The organism is Rosistilla ulvae (assembly GCF_007741475.1).
Taxonomy (GTDB): domain Bacteria; phylum Planctomycetota; class Planctomycetia; order Pirellulales; family Pirellulaceae; genus Rosistilla; species Rosistilla ulvae.
This window is the reverse complement of record NZ_CP036261.1, coordinates 4,053,457-4,068,171: the sequence shown is the minus strand read 5'-3', so window position 1 is coordinate 4,068,171 and position 14,715 is coordinate 4,053,457. Positions and strand designations below refer to the sequence as shown.

7 protein-coding genes are annotated in these 14,715 nt (G+C 58.4%); 3 read left to right on the top strand and 4 right to left on the bottom strand.

Translation table 11 applies throughout. From position 1 onward, the window contains the following. Positions 1 to 17: 17 nt before the first annotated feature. Together EC9_RS14325 and EC9_RS14320 are read right to left on the bottom strand one after the other, a co-directional pair. Complete coding sequence (locus EC9_RS14325) at positions 18 to 3,056, bottom strand: PSD1 and planctomycete cytochrome C domain-containing protein (protein WP_246105677.1); 3,039 nt, start codon at positions 3,054 to 3,056, stop codon at positions 18 to 20. Between the two features lie 250 nt (positions 3,057 to 3,306). Further along, the gene (locus EC9_RS14320; protein ID WP_218934141.1) at positions 3,307 to 5,868 is read right to left on the bottom strand and encodes a GumC family protein; all 2,562 of its coding nucleotides are present in this window, start codon (positions 5,866 to 5,868) and stop codon (positions 3,307 to 3,309) included. Positions 5,869 to 6,445: 577 nt separating this feature from the next. Between EC9_RS14320 and EC9_RS14315 the strand changes: the two genes are divergently transcribed. Beyond that, a complete protein-coding gene (locus EC9_RS14315; RefSeq protein WP_145346281.1) occupies positions 6,446 to 7,717 on the top strand; it encodes a 6-phosphofructokinase in 1,272 nt (423 codons plus the stop codon). Positions 7,718 to 7,783: 66 nt separating this feature from the next. On the opposite strand, the gene EC9_RS14310 is transcribed toward EC9_RS14315, so the two are convergent. Both EC9_RS14310 and cutA read right to left on the bottom strand, forming a co-directional pair. Continuing rightward, positions 7,784 to 8,989, bottom strand: a complete 1,206-nt coding sequence (locus EC9_RS14310; RefSeq protein ID WP_145346279.1) for a GIY-YIG nuclease family protein — start codon at positions 8,987 to 8,989, stop codon at positions 7,784 to 7,786. 127 nt (positions 8,990 to 9,116) lie between these two features. Further along, complete coding sequence (cutA, locus tag EC9_RS14305) at positions 9,117 to 9,434, bottom strand: divalent-cation tolerance protein CutA (protein ID WP_145346277.1); 318 nt, start codon at positions 9,432 to 9,434, stop codon at positions 9,117 to 9,119. A 170-nt stretch (positions 9,435 to 9,604) separates the two neighbouring features. Between cutA and EC9_RS14300 the strand changes: the two genes are divergently transcribed. Together EC9_RS14300 and EC9_RS14295 are read left to right on the top strand one after the other, a co-directional pair. Beyond that, on the top strand, positions 9,605 to 13,216 hold the full coding sequence (locus EC9_RS14300; RefSeq protein ID WP_145346275.1) for a hypothetical protein: 3,612 nt from the start codon (positions 9,605 to 9,607) through the stop codon (positions 13,214 to 13,216). 183 nt (positions 13,217 to 13,399) lie between these two features. Next, positions 13,400 to 14,689 carry a serine/threonine protein kinase gene (locus tag EC9_RS14295; protein ID WP_145346273.1) on the top strand — a complete coding sequence of 430 codons (1,290 nt, stop codon included), beginning with the start codon at positions 13,400 to 13,402 and terminating at the stop codon, positions 14,687 to 14,689. Positions 14,690 to 14,715 lie beyond the last annotated feature (26 nt).

Sequence of the window (14,715 nt, the reverse complement as noted above, 5' to 3'; positions counted from 1 at the left end):
GAATCGAAAGGATGCGTTCATCGTAGGAAAATAAACTCCTTCGTGTTGATGATCGCGTGCGCCAGATCGGCCCAGCGGGAAATGTCGGTGAGCGTTTCGGCGGTTGTTGGCGAGCCGAGGAATTCCAGCGCTAATTGCAGTTCCCGTCCGGTCGGTTGGCGTGCGATCGCCGTTTGGTACATCCATCGGATCCGTTGTTCGGCGACGCTCGGATCGGCGGAGCTTGGAAAGCGTTCGATCGTCCGCTCGGCCCATCGCTGGGCTTGGGCGACGACCAACGGATCGTTCATCAGGATCAACGCTTGGGCGGGAACGTTGGAAACGTTGCGCCGTCCCATCGTGCTAAACGGGACGGGGGAATCGAAGGTGAGCATGAACGGCGACAGAAAGTTTCTGCGGACCGAAATGTAGATCGATCGCCGCCCCGCACCATCCAGCGGACCGTTGACGCCGGGGCGTCCACGGCCGTCCATGAATCCGGTTAAGTGAATCGGGATCGGTTCACCATACATTTGATCGTTCAAGCTTCCCGAAATGGTAAGCAGGGAATCGCGGATCGCTTCCCCTTCCAAGCGTTTGGGCCAGCGATGGTGCCACAGCAAATTTTTCGGGTCGGCGGCAACCGCCGCGGGATCGGCGAGAGCGGACATCTGATACGTTCTCGATAAAACGATATACCGGATCAGTTGTTTAATGCTGCGGCCGTCGGCTTGGAATCGTATGGCTAAATGATCCAACAGATCGGGATGTGTGGGCCGTTGTCCCAAGACGCCAAAGTCGTCGGTCGTGGGAACGATTCCTCGCCCCATCAAATGATGCCAGACGCGATTGACGATGACTCGCCAGGTGAGTGGATTGTTGGGATCGACGATCTGTTCAGCCAGTTCAAGTCGGCCACTCCCGCGGGCTATCGGAAGCGGTTGGTCTCCGGTGATCGCCGTCAGAAAGTGGCGAGGTTCAAGCTTGCCAGGGTTGCTGGAATTTCCCCGGATCAACACATGGTCGTCCTCTCCGGTGCCGTCGAGCATCGCCATGGCAGCGTGAGATTCGATTTGGATTTGCTGTTTCAGCGACGCCCGAGCATCGGCCCAACGCTGCACCAAATCGCGGACGGTCGAGGCGACGTCCGATTCGCCGGTCATGATCTCGTCGAGATGTTGTTGGCGTTCTGTTGCCGAAGCGACTTGCAATGCCTCGTTCGCTTCTGCCGCTTTCAGTTGCTCGGGGGAAGCGTTTTTCAAGACCATCGAAATTTCGAGCGTCGCGTCTTTGGCGGGCGTAAACTCCAAATGGACGCGGTGCCCAATGTAGCGCTGCAGGTTCAGATGGACCCAGTTCTGCTTCGCTGAAAACTCTTTGATCGTCTGGCCGTGCAGTGGTCCGGCGACCAAGCGATGCGAATCGACGCAAGCGACAACGTGCCCGCTGCCGTGGACGCGGCAGGCGATGTTGCCCTGCTGGACTTCGAACGTGGGAGTCCGCAATGTGCGGCCCGCACGTGGAATTTTGAGTAACGAGTTCCGATGGTGGATCCCTTTTTCGTGGATCGACCGAAGACCATCCCAAAATCGATCGCTGGCCGCGGCAGTTCGCCGGACCACGTGCAACTTTGGTTGGCCGTCGATAGAGGTGATTTGCAGTTCGCCTGCGTTTCGAGGTCGGTCACCAAAAACGAAGCCGTTCTGAATATAGTCCGCTGCGTCGATCGTGGCGTAGTCGACGACCAAACTGGCGTCGGGGGGCAGCGGGGCTCCTACCGGTGTCGGTGGGTAGCTTGGTTTGGACAGTGCGGCCTCGATTTCGGTTTGATACTTCGCGTCGAGTTCGGACAGCCGATCAGCGATAGCTTGATTGTGTTGCAGCGATTCGAACCGGACCTGTCGATAATCGCTGCCTTGCAAAAAGCCTGAAAGCGCGTAGTAGTCAGCTGTCGAGATCGCGTCGAACTTGTGATCGTGGCAGCGTGCACAGGCGACTGTCACTCCCAAAAATGTCTTCGACATGACATCGATCATATTGTCGAACCGGTCCGATTCCTCCTTGCGGATATCGACAGGGGAATGGACCCATTCCCCCAGGAACCAGAAACCGGTACCCAAAACCGATTCGTTGAACTTCGATTCTGGGTGAAGGCGAGGCGAGGGGAGCAGGTCGCCGGCGATATGTTCCCGGATCCATTGGTCGTAGGGAACGTCGGCATTGAGTCCGCGGATGACGTAGTCGCGGTACTGATATGCGTTTCTAGAATCGTTATCGAATTCGTGGCCGCGCGATTCCGCATATCGCACCAGATCCAACCAGTGGCGGCCCCATCGTTCACCAAAACGTGGCGAGTCTAACAGCTGGTCCACCAGATACGCTGTCGCTTCCTCGCGGGTGTCATCGAGAAACGATTGCAGTTGATCGGCGGTCGGAGGCAGGCCTGTCAGGTCGAAGTATAGACGCCGCGCGAGGGAGTTTCGGTCGGTGTCTTGGGAAGGCCGCAGGTCCGCCTGTTCCAGCCGATGCAAAATAAAGCGATCGATATCCGAACGGGGCCATGCGGTATCGGAGACTGGCGGCGGGGTGGGGGATGTCAGCGGTTGCCATGCCCAATGTTCGGCAGCTCGTTGTTGCAAGTCGAACGCATCGCGCTGTCGATCCGATTGCGGCGGTGGTTCGTCCGGCCAAGGAGCTCCCATCGCGACCCATTCTTCAATCGCGGCGATCTCTCCGTCGGGAAGCTTCCCCTTGGGGGGCATTTCGTACGATTCGTAACGGATCGCTTCGACCAACAGGCTCGCGTCGGCGTCGCCCGGTTCGAGAGAGGTTCCCGAATCGCCCCCTTCGATCAACGCGGCGCGACTGTCGACTCGCAGTCCCGCTTGCAATTTGGCGGCATCGACGCTGTGGCAAGCGTAACAATGTTCGACAAGAATCGGGCGAACCCGTTTTTCAAAGAACTCCAATTGCTCGGGCGTTGCCGCCTCCGACGCCCAACAAGGATCGGATTGGAAACAGACCAATACGATCGCAACCGAAAGAGAGCATAGCGTCGAGCGAAATGGATTCTTCACGGTAGCGCGGTGGGGCAGGAGTTGGAAACGGTGAGAGGGCTCCAAACTCGGGCAACGCGCAGGTTAGAGACCTGCACCATTGTAGGGTTATCTGTCACGGGAAAACAACAATCGAGTTCGATATCCGCGACAGTGCGTTCAGCACGACCCTGTTCCGCTCCTGCCACTCTGCGCCATCTGCGGCGCAGAACGCAATTTGCCGAGGGACGAAGATGCAATCGGTCGTTGGTGCGTCCCGCGGAGTCCGGCTCTATACCGATTTGCTGCCAGTGGCGGCGTGACCGTTGACAGGTTGGGCCTTCGCACCGCGGGAAGGGGTTCCTTCCGCAGGGCCTTCGGGGGCTTCGTAGTAGTTGCCGTATTCGTATTGGTCGCCGACACCGTAGCTGTTGCCGTAGGAATATCCATAGCCGGAGCGATAATAATCGCCGCCATAGTAGTTCGAGCGCGAGCGGTAGTACTTCGAACCGTAACCGTAAGCCTCCCGGCTGCCGACACCGTTGACCACGACGCCCAACACATTGGCACCCAGGGTTTCGAGCATCCGCGAAGCGCGAACTGCCATCGGACGGATCACTTTGCGAATGCGAATCACCAGGATCACGCCATCGACGCGTCCGGCGATATTGCTGGGGTCGGTGACTGCCAGCAACGGCGGCGTGTCGATCAAGATCAGATCGAATTTTTCCTTCAACAGGGTTAACATCTGGTCGAACTTCGGCGACGACAGCAGCTCCGCCGGATTCGCTGGCCGTTCACCGCAAGGCATCACGCAAAGGTTCGGGATTTCGGTCTCCTGGACCGCTTCGCCGATCATTTCCGCCCCCGATTGGCGCGGATCGTCGGGCATGTTTTGCACCATCCAAGCGACGCCACGCTTCGATTCCAGCTTGAACAGTTGGTGAACGCGTGGGCGACGGAAATCGCAATCGATCAACAACACGTTCTTGCCCGCTTGAGCGGTTGTCACGGCCAGGTTCGCGGTGATCGTCGACTTACCGTCCGATGGGACCGCACTGGTGACCTGGATGACTTTGTTCACGCCATCGCGTTTTTGGTTGCTGAAGTAGAGCGCTGTGCGGATCGCCCGATAGGCTTCGCAGAACGTGCTTCGCGGCTGGAAATAGGTACACAAGGATGGGTCGAGTTGAGATTTCATCTCCTTGACCTTTTCCATGTCGGGACGGACCGCGGGGATGTGTCCGATAACCGGCATTCGCAGGTGTTCGGCGATCTCGTCGGGGCTGTGGTACGATTTGTCGGACCATTCCAGCAGATACCCGATCCCGGCAGCCCCCAACAATCCCAGGAAGCAGCCCATCGAAAGGTTGCGGGACATCGAAGGTGCGATCTGCCAACCTCGCTTGGGCGAGTTCAGTTCCGAGACGCGTCGACCATCCATATCCGAGACGATGTTCAATTCGTCGAAACGGGCGACGATCCGCTCGTACAGTTCGCGTTGACGTGCGATATCGCGTTCGAATCCGGCGGCTTTAACCTCCGCTCCTTCTTCGATCCGGGCTTGTTCGCGTTCGTTGTTATAGGCGTCGCTGATCACAGCAAGTTGTTGATCGAGCGATTTGAGACCTTGATCCAAGGCGACCAAGCGGATGTTGATCTGACGCTGCAGGGTCAGCATTGGATCTTCGGGGCCGGTCTCTCCGGCGGCTCGCAATTTCGCTTCTTCGTCGGCTTGAGCCTGCAAGGCTTCGAGTTCTTTTTGCATCTCGCGTTCGAGCCGCTCTTCGCTCGCTTCGACTTCCGCAATCAATTGCTCGATGCCATCGATCTTGATCCGCAGCGATGCGACCGCTGGATGGGAGGGGGCAAACGCGGTCAACAGCTCCTGTTCTTTCAGTCGCAGCGGGAACAATTGATCCTGCCGCATCACTTCGGAACGCTTTTGCACCCGCGGAGTCAGCTTGCCGGTCAGTCGTGTTGGCGCCCCATCGGCGATGCCCGCTTCGTCGCCGGCCAAAAGTTCATCCTTGGGAAGCAACGATTCGCCGAGAGCTTGCTTTAACATCGCCAGGATCGCCTCGGGGTCCTGTTTCGCTTCCAACGCCTGGCTGATCGCTTGGTGCTGACCAAACATCGTGGTCCGTTCCATGCTCAGCTTTTGCTTTTCGGCAAGCAATTGATCGGCATTTTCACGGTGCACGCTGGTCCGGGTGCCACCCCGATTCACTAGCAACGTGGTTTGTTTGAATTTGTCGTACTCGCGTTCCAGTTCCTGCAATCTCTGCAACACGTCGCCCCGCGCTTCATCGATAAACGACAGCGTCTCTTCGCCGACATTGCGATGCAGGCTCTGTAGATACTTGGAGTAGGCATCGACAACGGATTGGACGATCCGCCGCGATTCGTTGGGGTCGTTGCAAGAGTAGGCAACCGTGATCACGTTACCACCCATGTTCCCATTGACTGGCGACAGCTTCAGCGATCCGCTGCCCGAAAGCGCAGATGCGATCTGTTCATTGGACATCCCCGCGAAGGTTTTGGTCTTCGATAGATCGCCCATCTGCGCGGCGTCGCGAAGGACCAGTTCGCTGCGGATCACGCGGATCTCATCGGCCAGCGGGTTGGAGGAGGCCTGATACTCCAGCCCTTCGATCGGCATGTTTTTTGCCGCGTTCGGGGTGGTGATCTGGACCTCGGCCGACGATTGATAGACCGGCGGTTGCTTGGTGTAGTACAAATATCCCAGTCCCACGCCCAATAACGCGCCGAACATCAGCAACCATTTGCGACGCCAGAGCATCCCGACGTAATCAAACGCCGGCATTTCATGGTGCATGCCCACCGAGTTCATTGTTGGATCCATTTGATTCATAATTCGCAGCCGTCTAGCGTGAATTTGGGGGCGGTGGTCGATTGCGACCGGCAGAGGAGAGGCGGTATCAGCCCGAGGGTTCCGTCCAGCCATCTTATACAGCAGGTGTACATTCACCCAAGTACTTGAACGAAAAATTGGTTTAAGTCTCTATCTTGTGACGACTCTTGCGTTGGCCAGGCTAGGTTTAACGATTGTGCGGATGATCGGATTCATTGTGCTCTGCCGACGGACATCTAGTGTACAAACCGGTTGCCAGGGAGATCTTCCTGCTTGGATGGGGGCGCGGCAGCGTTCGCTTGGGGAGAACAGCACGCCTGTCGCTCCGGGGCGAGCAGGAAATCCTTGCCGTTGCTTGGCCGCACTTTCTAAAGACGTCTTGTTCCTCGCCGATCCTCCCCGACGGAGCCGAGCAACGGGCGTTGCCGATTTGCCGCGGAGCCTTAGAATCTAGCCCTATTCCTGGTTTGCCAGCGAAGCGAATTCGTGAATTGCCAGCAATCGGCTGGCCGCTTACCCAACAAACACCTATCGAACCGATTCAGGCACTCTTTCCATGTCACAAGAAATCAAACGCGTCGCCATCCTGTTCGCCGGCGGGCCCGCACCAGCTGCCAATTCCGTGATCGCAACCGCTGCTCAGTCGTTTTTGAAAGAGGGCATTGAGGTCGTCGGCATCAAGCACGGCTATAGCCGATTGGCTGAATACACCGCGGCGGGGCCGATGCGTGAAGGTGTCGATTACATCAAGTTCACCCATGAGATGCTGGCGCACGCTCGGACCAGTCGCGGGATCATGATCGGCACGGCGCGGACCAACCCTGGAAAGCATGTCTCTAGTCCAGAGCATCTCGACGACGCTGAATTGTCGGCACCTCTCCGCCGCGTCTACGAAGGACTGAGCTCGTTGGGCGTCGATGCGTTGATCTCGATCGGCGGCGACGACACGCTGAAAACCGCGAACAAGATCAAGATGTTCCAAGATCGTTTGCCAGAAGACGCCAAGCGTTTCCCTGTCGTGCATCTGCCGAAGACGATCGACAACGATTACATGGGCATCGATTTTACTTTTGGTTACTTCACCGCTGTCGAAACGTTGGCCGAAGAGATTCGCAACCTGAACTACGACGCTTCGGCCGGTCGCGCCTACTTTATCTGTGAGGCGATGGGCCGCAGCGCCGGTTGGTTGGCTTACGGTGCCGCGATCGCGGGCGAAGCGAGCATGGTTTTGTCGGTCGAAGACATCGCCGGCAGCCTGCGGGGCGAAGAAGTTGTCAACGCCGATACCGGAGAGACTCGCCCGGTGATGGAAATCGACCGCGTCATCGACCGCATGGTCGACATGATGTTGGCTCGCGAACGCCAAGGACGCGAGTATGGCGTGATCGTGATCGCCGAAGGTTTGGCTGAATTCCTCCCAAGTAAAAATTTGGAAGGGATCGATCGCGACGAGCACGGCCATATCGCGATCGCTCAGATCAATCTCGGATCGATGATCTCGGGCCTGTTGGCACGTCGTTATGAAGAGCGGACCGGAAAGACACGCAAAGTCAACGGATTGCAACTCGGCTACGAATGCCGTTGCGCTCCGCCGCATGCCTTCGATGTAATGCTCGGTTCGCAATTAGGGGTTGGTGCCTACCGCGCCCTCAACGAAGAAAAATTGAATGGTGTGATGGTTTCGGTTTCGGGACAGTTGGACCTACACTTCGTTCCCTTCGATAAATTGGTCGACCCGCAAACCCTGGTTACCAAGGTACGATTCATCGAACGCGACAGCGACTTCTACAAGCTGGCTCGCTTCTTGGAAACTTGCATCGACGATTGATCCGTCCCGCGATTCATCAGCTCGGGGCGAATCTTCGCCTCGGGCGCCCCGTCGACGATGGAGCGATCACACGCGGGCCAGGGCGCGATAGCGACGCCCGGCCTCCGATGGGTGAAAGGTCCGTTCGAGTTCTTGCGGCTGTTTTCGCAGCCAGTTCGCCACCAGTGAAAGAGTGAACGGAAACGGGCTCGCCGCGCGATGGTTCTCGGGATCGGCGAGGACTCGCTTCCAATGAGCGACCCGTTGTCGAGCCCGTTGGTATTCTTCGGGGCATCGCGGGGCGACAATCGATTCGCACACTTCTCCGCGCCGAATCAAATACCAGACGCCACGCGGGGCTGGTTCGTCCGGCGTATCGTGCTCTCCCGGCACTGCGTAGATGAAGGTGTATTTGCGCCGCGCCGCCGCCAGAAACATCAGCTTGCGATGCAGGAATTCCAGAGCGAGCAGATCGCGGCTCATCCGGGCCGCCAATTCGTATTGCTGCCCCTTTGCGGCGCGTTGGATCGTTTCGCGGATCGCTTCTAGAGGTGCGGCGTGAAAACCATCCAAAAAGCTCTCCGCTTCGGCAACCTGTTGATCGTATTGGCGGCGCGTGCATTGCCCCACGCAGGGCCCGCTGCAGCGCCCGATTTCAAATCGCAAACAGCCCGGCCGCTGTTGAAGTTCGAACAGTTGCAATTGATCGGCGAAATAGAGTTCTTGTTTGCTGCTGCAATCGCGCAAGCGAAAGAAGTTGTTCAACGCATCGACCGCTCGCTGCATCTTGCCCGCCCCCATGAACGGACCCTCGCTGGCGACAACATCGGCCGGCGGCATTCTGTCTAAGAAGAAATAGGGAGCCGGAGCGCCGCCCAAGCAGAGATAGACCGGGCGTTGCCGTTTGGGGATCTCTTGAACGTTCCATCGCGGTGTCCAACGGCGGATCAGTTGCTGTTCGCGCAACAGCGCCGCAAATTCACTCGGCTGCGATTCCCACAGGATCGTTTGCGATCCCTGGATGATGCGTCCCGCCTTCTCTTCCGCATTGCGAGGGCTGAAGTAGGAGAGCAGGCGCGTTCGCAATCGCTTTGATTTGCCGACGTAGATCAATTGCCCGCGGCGATCCAACATTCCGTAGATGCCGGGCGATTTGGGACACTGTTGGCGAACGAGTGATCGCAGTTGGACGTTGGTCGCCGCAACGACTTGGTGCGTCGTGCGCGGTCCCAACGGGTCCAGTGGATTGGGCCCAAAGCCTTCAAATCGTTCGGGGTATCGATGCAAATCCATTTGTCCACGGGTGACTAGCCCGCAATCCTGATTGATGTGCCGTCGAGGCCGACGACTTCGGATGCCCCCGGAATTCTAGCACTTCCAACGACGCGACCAACCCTGGGAATCCTGGGGGCCGGTGAGCCTAACGCGTCTGTTCGGTGATCCAGTCCAGGTATCCCGCCGCTCCGGCGACGATCGGGACAGCGATGATTTCAGGTTGCTGATACGAATGCAGTTCCTCGATCAACCGCTCCACATCGGCCAGCCGCGAGCCGACGGTCTTGATGCTCAACCGGAATTCTGGCTCGCAGTGAACGCTCCCGTCCCAACGGTAGTGGCTGGCGATCGGCCCCTCGACCTGGACGCACGCAGCGTAACGCAGTTCGATCAAGCGTGCCGCGATCGCCGTCGCCTCCGCTTCGCTGGCCGTCGTCGTGGTGATTTGCAGAAAACCTTCCAATTGATATCAACTCCCAGAATGATGTTGGGTTGGGGCCGCGATTCTGTTTAGAATCGGCGGTCTTTTCGTAATGATAGGTAGCTCGTGCGCAAACAACAAACGCTAGGCCTGGGCAGATGAGCCGCGGTGGGGTTTGACGCATCGGATTCCGATGGAGCAGGAGGCTCGTGGTGCAAGGCATCGATAACGACATGGACGACGCGTTGGAATCATCGCGTCGGCGGACCGATCAAGTGCGTCAGCGACGCCGAATGCGGAACCGATTCGCTTTTGGAGTGTTTGTTTTTACGATCGTGCTGGTCGTCGCGGCTGGTCCTTCGATCGTCTGCAATTCTCCGATCGCCGATTCGTTGTTGGGCAGCAATGCAAAAGCGTACGGTTGGGAAGCCAAAGCGTATGGGATTCGGCTGGGATGGCTGACGCCGCTGCGGTTGGACGATTTGGAATTGGTTGGTCCCAGCGGACAGACGCGGTTGACCGCGTCCCGGATCGAAACCGAAGTCACGTTGATCGATTTGATCTCGGGACGCTCCGATTACGGGACCGTCCAAGCGACCGGGCTGCGCAGCCAATTGTCTGTCGATTCGGGGACCACCAGCTTGGAACAAGACCTCGCTGCGTTTGACAGTTCGGCGCCGTCGCAGCCTGAATCGTCCGACGCTTCCCCATCGGGCCCGGGCCAATCGCCGACGTTCAAGATCGTCGTCCGCGATGCAGAGGCGGTATTGATCAATGCGCCGACCGGCGAGCAGTGGAAGCTCGCCGATGTTTCGGCCGACCTTGAATTCACCGGCGATCTTCCCCGCGGTGACGTTGCGATGTCGTTGATCGATCCGCAAGCCAGCCCGGGCAGAGTCGAATTGCGTTTGAGCGGGTCGACCGCCGACGGTGCCAGCGCGTTGCAGATCGATACGAATCTGGCGGCGCTGCCGATGTCGATCGCTAAACTTCTGGCGACGCGGTTTCCAACCAACGATGGCATTGCGCCGCAATATGTCGCTGGCGTTGCAGAAGGCTCGCTGCGGTTGACGTTCGACGCCAGCGGCGCGATGCGCGGCGACTTTCGCAGCTTGCAGTTCCGCGATCTTCAGGTCGGCGACCCGCGTTTGTCCGACAGCCTGTGGGCCATTCAAACGGCTCGTTTGGAAGGTTCGTTTTTATATACCGCCACGCATCTGCAAGGCATCGGTTTGCGTTTGAGCAGCGATGTGGGCGTTGCCGATTTGAACGGCACCTTCCGACTCGCCGAATCGGACGCGAACCAGCCGCTTGACGAAAATCCATTTGCTTGGTTGGAAGCGCTCACCGGAACGGCTGGCCTGGAAATCGACTTGGCAAGGTTGACCCGGGCGGCTCCGGGCCTGCTGCCGCTGCGCGAAAACGCTTCGATCGAATCGGCGATGTTGCGCGGCAGTCTCAGCGGCGTTCAGGACGCGACCGGATTTATAACGAACATCGATTTGGAATCCGATCCGATCCGAGCGACATCGTTTGGGCGACCGTTGCAGATCGAACCGATGACGATTCAATTGGCCGCGCGACCTTCGGGAGCTTGGATCATGGCGGAACGGTTGCAGATTCGCAGCATGTTCGCCAACGCAACGGGCAGCGGTGATCTGCGGAATGGGCAAGCCGAATTCAACGTCGACCTGGGCCGATTGGCGGGAATGCTGTCACCGTTGATCGACCTTTCCGAAACCGAACTCGGCGGCAGCACGTCGGGCAGCATTCGATGGACCGCCGAACAGGATGGGCTGTGGCGATTGGACGGCCAAGCGACGGCGGCCAAGTTGGTGATCGGACTGCCTGGCGGTGAATCGATTCGCGAACCATCGGTCGATTTCAAAGTCGGTGCGATCGGTGTTTGGGCCGTTGACCACCTGGCTCGTTTGAATCAAGCGGGCGTCACGTTGCGGAACGCTTCGCAAACGTGGGACATCGCCTTGGAACAACCGATCGACAACCCCAGCGCCAATACCCTGTTGCCGATCAAGGCGGTCGGCAAGGGACGGATCGCGGCGGTCGTCAGTCTGCTGAGGCCTTGGTTGCCAACCGAGATGGGAGCGGCTGAGGGGCAGTTCGACGCAACGCTGCACGCCGATATCGCGATGGGCGACGGCGTTTTGCGGGCGGCCAGCGTCGCGATGGAACAACCCGCCGTTGCGTGGTCGGGGGCTCGGTACAGCCAATCGACACTGAAGATGACCTTCGACGGCAAGTTGCCGATGGCGATGGATCCGATTTCGATTCGGTCGTTCACCGCGCAGGGAAATGCCGCGGCGCTGAACGTCCAGGGAGACTATCGGCCGGCCGGTATCAGCGAACTCGAAGTCGCTTGGCGAGCTGACATCGAACGGTTGCGGCAATCGAGCGGTGATATCGCTGGCAGATTCCAACCGATCCAATTGACCAGTTTTGCACCGCAGCCGGCGGTCGAAGCGAGCACTTATCAGTTCAAAGGTACTGTCGAAGGGCGGGCCAGCGTCCGCGGCAGCGATGGCGTATGGAAGGCGAATGTCGACGCCAGCGGCGATAACCTGGAACTGCTGCAAGATGTTGGCGTTTCGGGTTCGGTCGATATGAACAACGTTCAGCAAGCGATCCCTCTGCAAGCCAACACCGAATCGCTGTGGCGCGAGCCCAATCTAAAGTTGGTTGGATTGGTTCAGTATGGCGAAGCCGATGGTGCGATCGACGCGGAGGAATTGAAGATTACGACCCAGTGGCTCGATGCGACACTGGCGGGGAAGTACCGATCTGACGCCACCGACAGCGTGTTTTCGGTTTCCGGGCCGGCCCGGCTGCGCAGCGATGAGATCGCCCGGCGGCTGCAAGATTTGATCGGCCAGCCGATTCAGATGACCGGGACCAGCGAAGGTCCGATCGATCTGCAATTCCGGATGCACGGTGACGATCCGGCCGACGTCGTGGCGTCGGGAACATTGGCTTGGGATTCTGCGACGATCGCGGGAGTCGAGATCGGTGCGGCATCGATTCCAGTGAAAGCTGCCGCCGGCCAGATCGAGATCGCACCGACGACGATTCAATTGACCAAAGGGCGTTTGAATCTGGCTGGAAAAGCCAGTTACAGCGACGACCCGATCTGGATCCAACCCGCACCGGGGTTGATTGCCGAAGGGGTTCAACTGGAAACCGAGATGACGCGGACGTGGTTGAAGTATGTCGCTCCGCTGTTGGCCGACGCAACGGACGTCAATGGAACGTTCAATTTGGAGATCGACCATGCGATGATCTATCCGATGGAACCGGCGCGAAACAAAATCAACGGCCGCCTGGGAATCGACCAAGCCCAGGTCGGGCCCGGCCCGATCGCAAACAGCGTCGTTGGCGTGATCGGCCAGTTTTCCTCGCTGGGTGGAAGCAAGCCGCTGACCGCGGGTCGACAGTGGATCGAACTGCCCGCCCAATCGGTCGATTTCGTAATGGAAAACGGCGTCGTCACGCATCAACGTTTGATGATGCAATTGGACGACGTGCAAGTCGTTTCCAGCGGCAGCGCGTCGCTTGACGGACGCTTGGAATTGAACGCTCAGATCCCGATCGAAGCAGCTTGGGCGGGCGGCGATATGCAGAAGGCGGGAATGATTGGCCAGACGTTCCAGATTCCAATCGATGGGACGTTCAGCCGCCCCAGCCTCGATTCACGCGGGGTTCAGGAATCGCTGACCCGTTTGGGAACCAAGGCGTTGGAAGAGACGGCGAAAAACGCGCTGCAGAAGGAACTCTCGCGAGGCTTGCAGAAACTGTTCGGCAATCGTTAGCCATCGCGACGCCCGGGCTCGCCCCGTGTCGTGGCGTTGGCGCGATGATGATTTGCATACGGTTTCGGAAAGTTGTCGATGCGATATGCTAGGCGTTGAGTATCATTCGAAGTTAGTTCGCTCGGTTTCCTCGGTTCGATTGTCTATCGCGAGGCGACGTGGATCTTTGATCGGTGCACCTTGATGATCAAGTCTCGACAGAAGCTCGGAAAATACCAGATAGAGAAGAAGCTCGGTGAAGGGGGCTTTGCTGGTGTTTATCGCGCGCTCGACACGATCGAAGGTGTTCGCGTGGCGCTCAAGATCCCGTACTCGCAGTCTTTGAGTTCCGATACGTTGGAAGAGTGTCTCAAGGAGGTCCGGATGATGGCCTCTTTGGATCATCCGCATATCCTGACGCTGAAGAACGCCGAATTCATCGAAGGGCATTTTGTGCTCGCGTTTCCCCTGGCCGAACAGACCTTGGGCGATCGGATCACGAAGCGGATGTCGATGTCGATGGGGCTCAGTTACGCCGAACAGATGCTCGAGGCGGTGTCGTACGCCCACGAGCGACGGATCATCCATTGCGATATCAAGCCGGAAAATATGGTCTTGTTTCCCAATGGGGATCTGCGGTTGACCGATTTTGGAATCGCCAAGATCGCGCTGCGGACGCTTCGCGCGTCGGGGTCGGGAACCGTCGGCTACATCGCCCCCGAACAAGCGATGGGGCGACCGTCTTTTCGCAGCGATGTTTTCTCATTGGGATTGGTGCTCTACCGAGTCTTCAGCGGTAAGTTGCCCGAATGGCCCTTCTCCTGGCCGCCTCCCAATTACCGCGCGCTTTGCGACCGGGTGAGTCCCGAATTCGTCGAGATGCTGCGGCGGTCGCTGCTGATGGAACCGCAACGCCGCTATCGCAATGCGACGCAGATGCTGGGCGTTTTTCGGCGGCTGAAATCGCGGGCGATCCTGAACAACGAGGCAACGGCAAACGCCGGTAAAAAGAAGAAGACCCGACGCGATTGGCGGACGCTGCGGTATCAGCAATTCCTGCGGAACTACGGCAAATCGATCGATGTCAACGGAACGTGCAAGAAGTGCCGCGGCCCGGTCGCCGAATCGATGGTGGCCTGTCCCTGGTGCACTTCGGACCCAACCCTGCATGTCCGCGAAACCCGTTTCCCGCAGGTCTGCCCGCGCTGCGAAGGGGGGATGAAACTCGATTGGCCCTATTGTCCCTGGTGTTTCGGTGGGGAGTTCGAACTGGGGTCGACTCGTTCGTTTACCGATAAACGCTACACGACCACATGCGAGAACGAAGCGTGTGGTGGCCAGTTGATGCCGTTCATGCGATACTGCCCCTGGTGTCAGGTCTCAGTCCAACGGGTGTGGAAGCTCACAGGTTCGAAGGACAAATGTCGAGCGTGTGGTTGGGGCGTGTCTCGCGAATTTTGGAGCTGTTGTCCTTGGTGCGCTGCGGACATCTAGACCACCCAGGCAAAGGACGTTCAGCT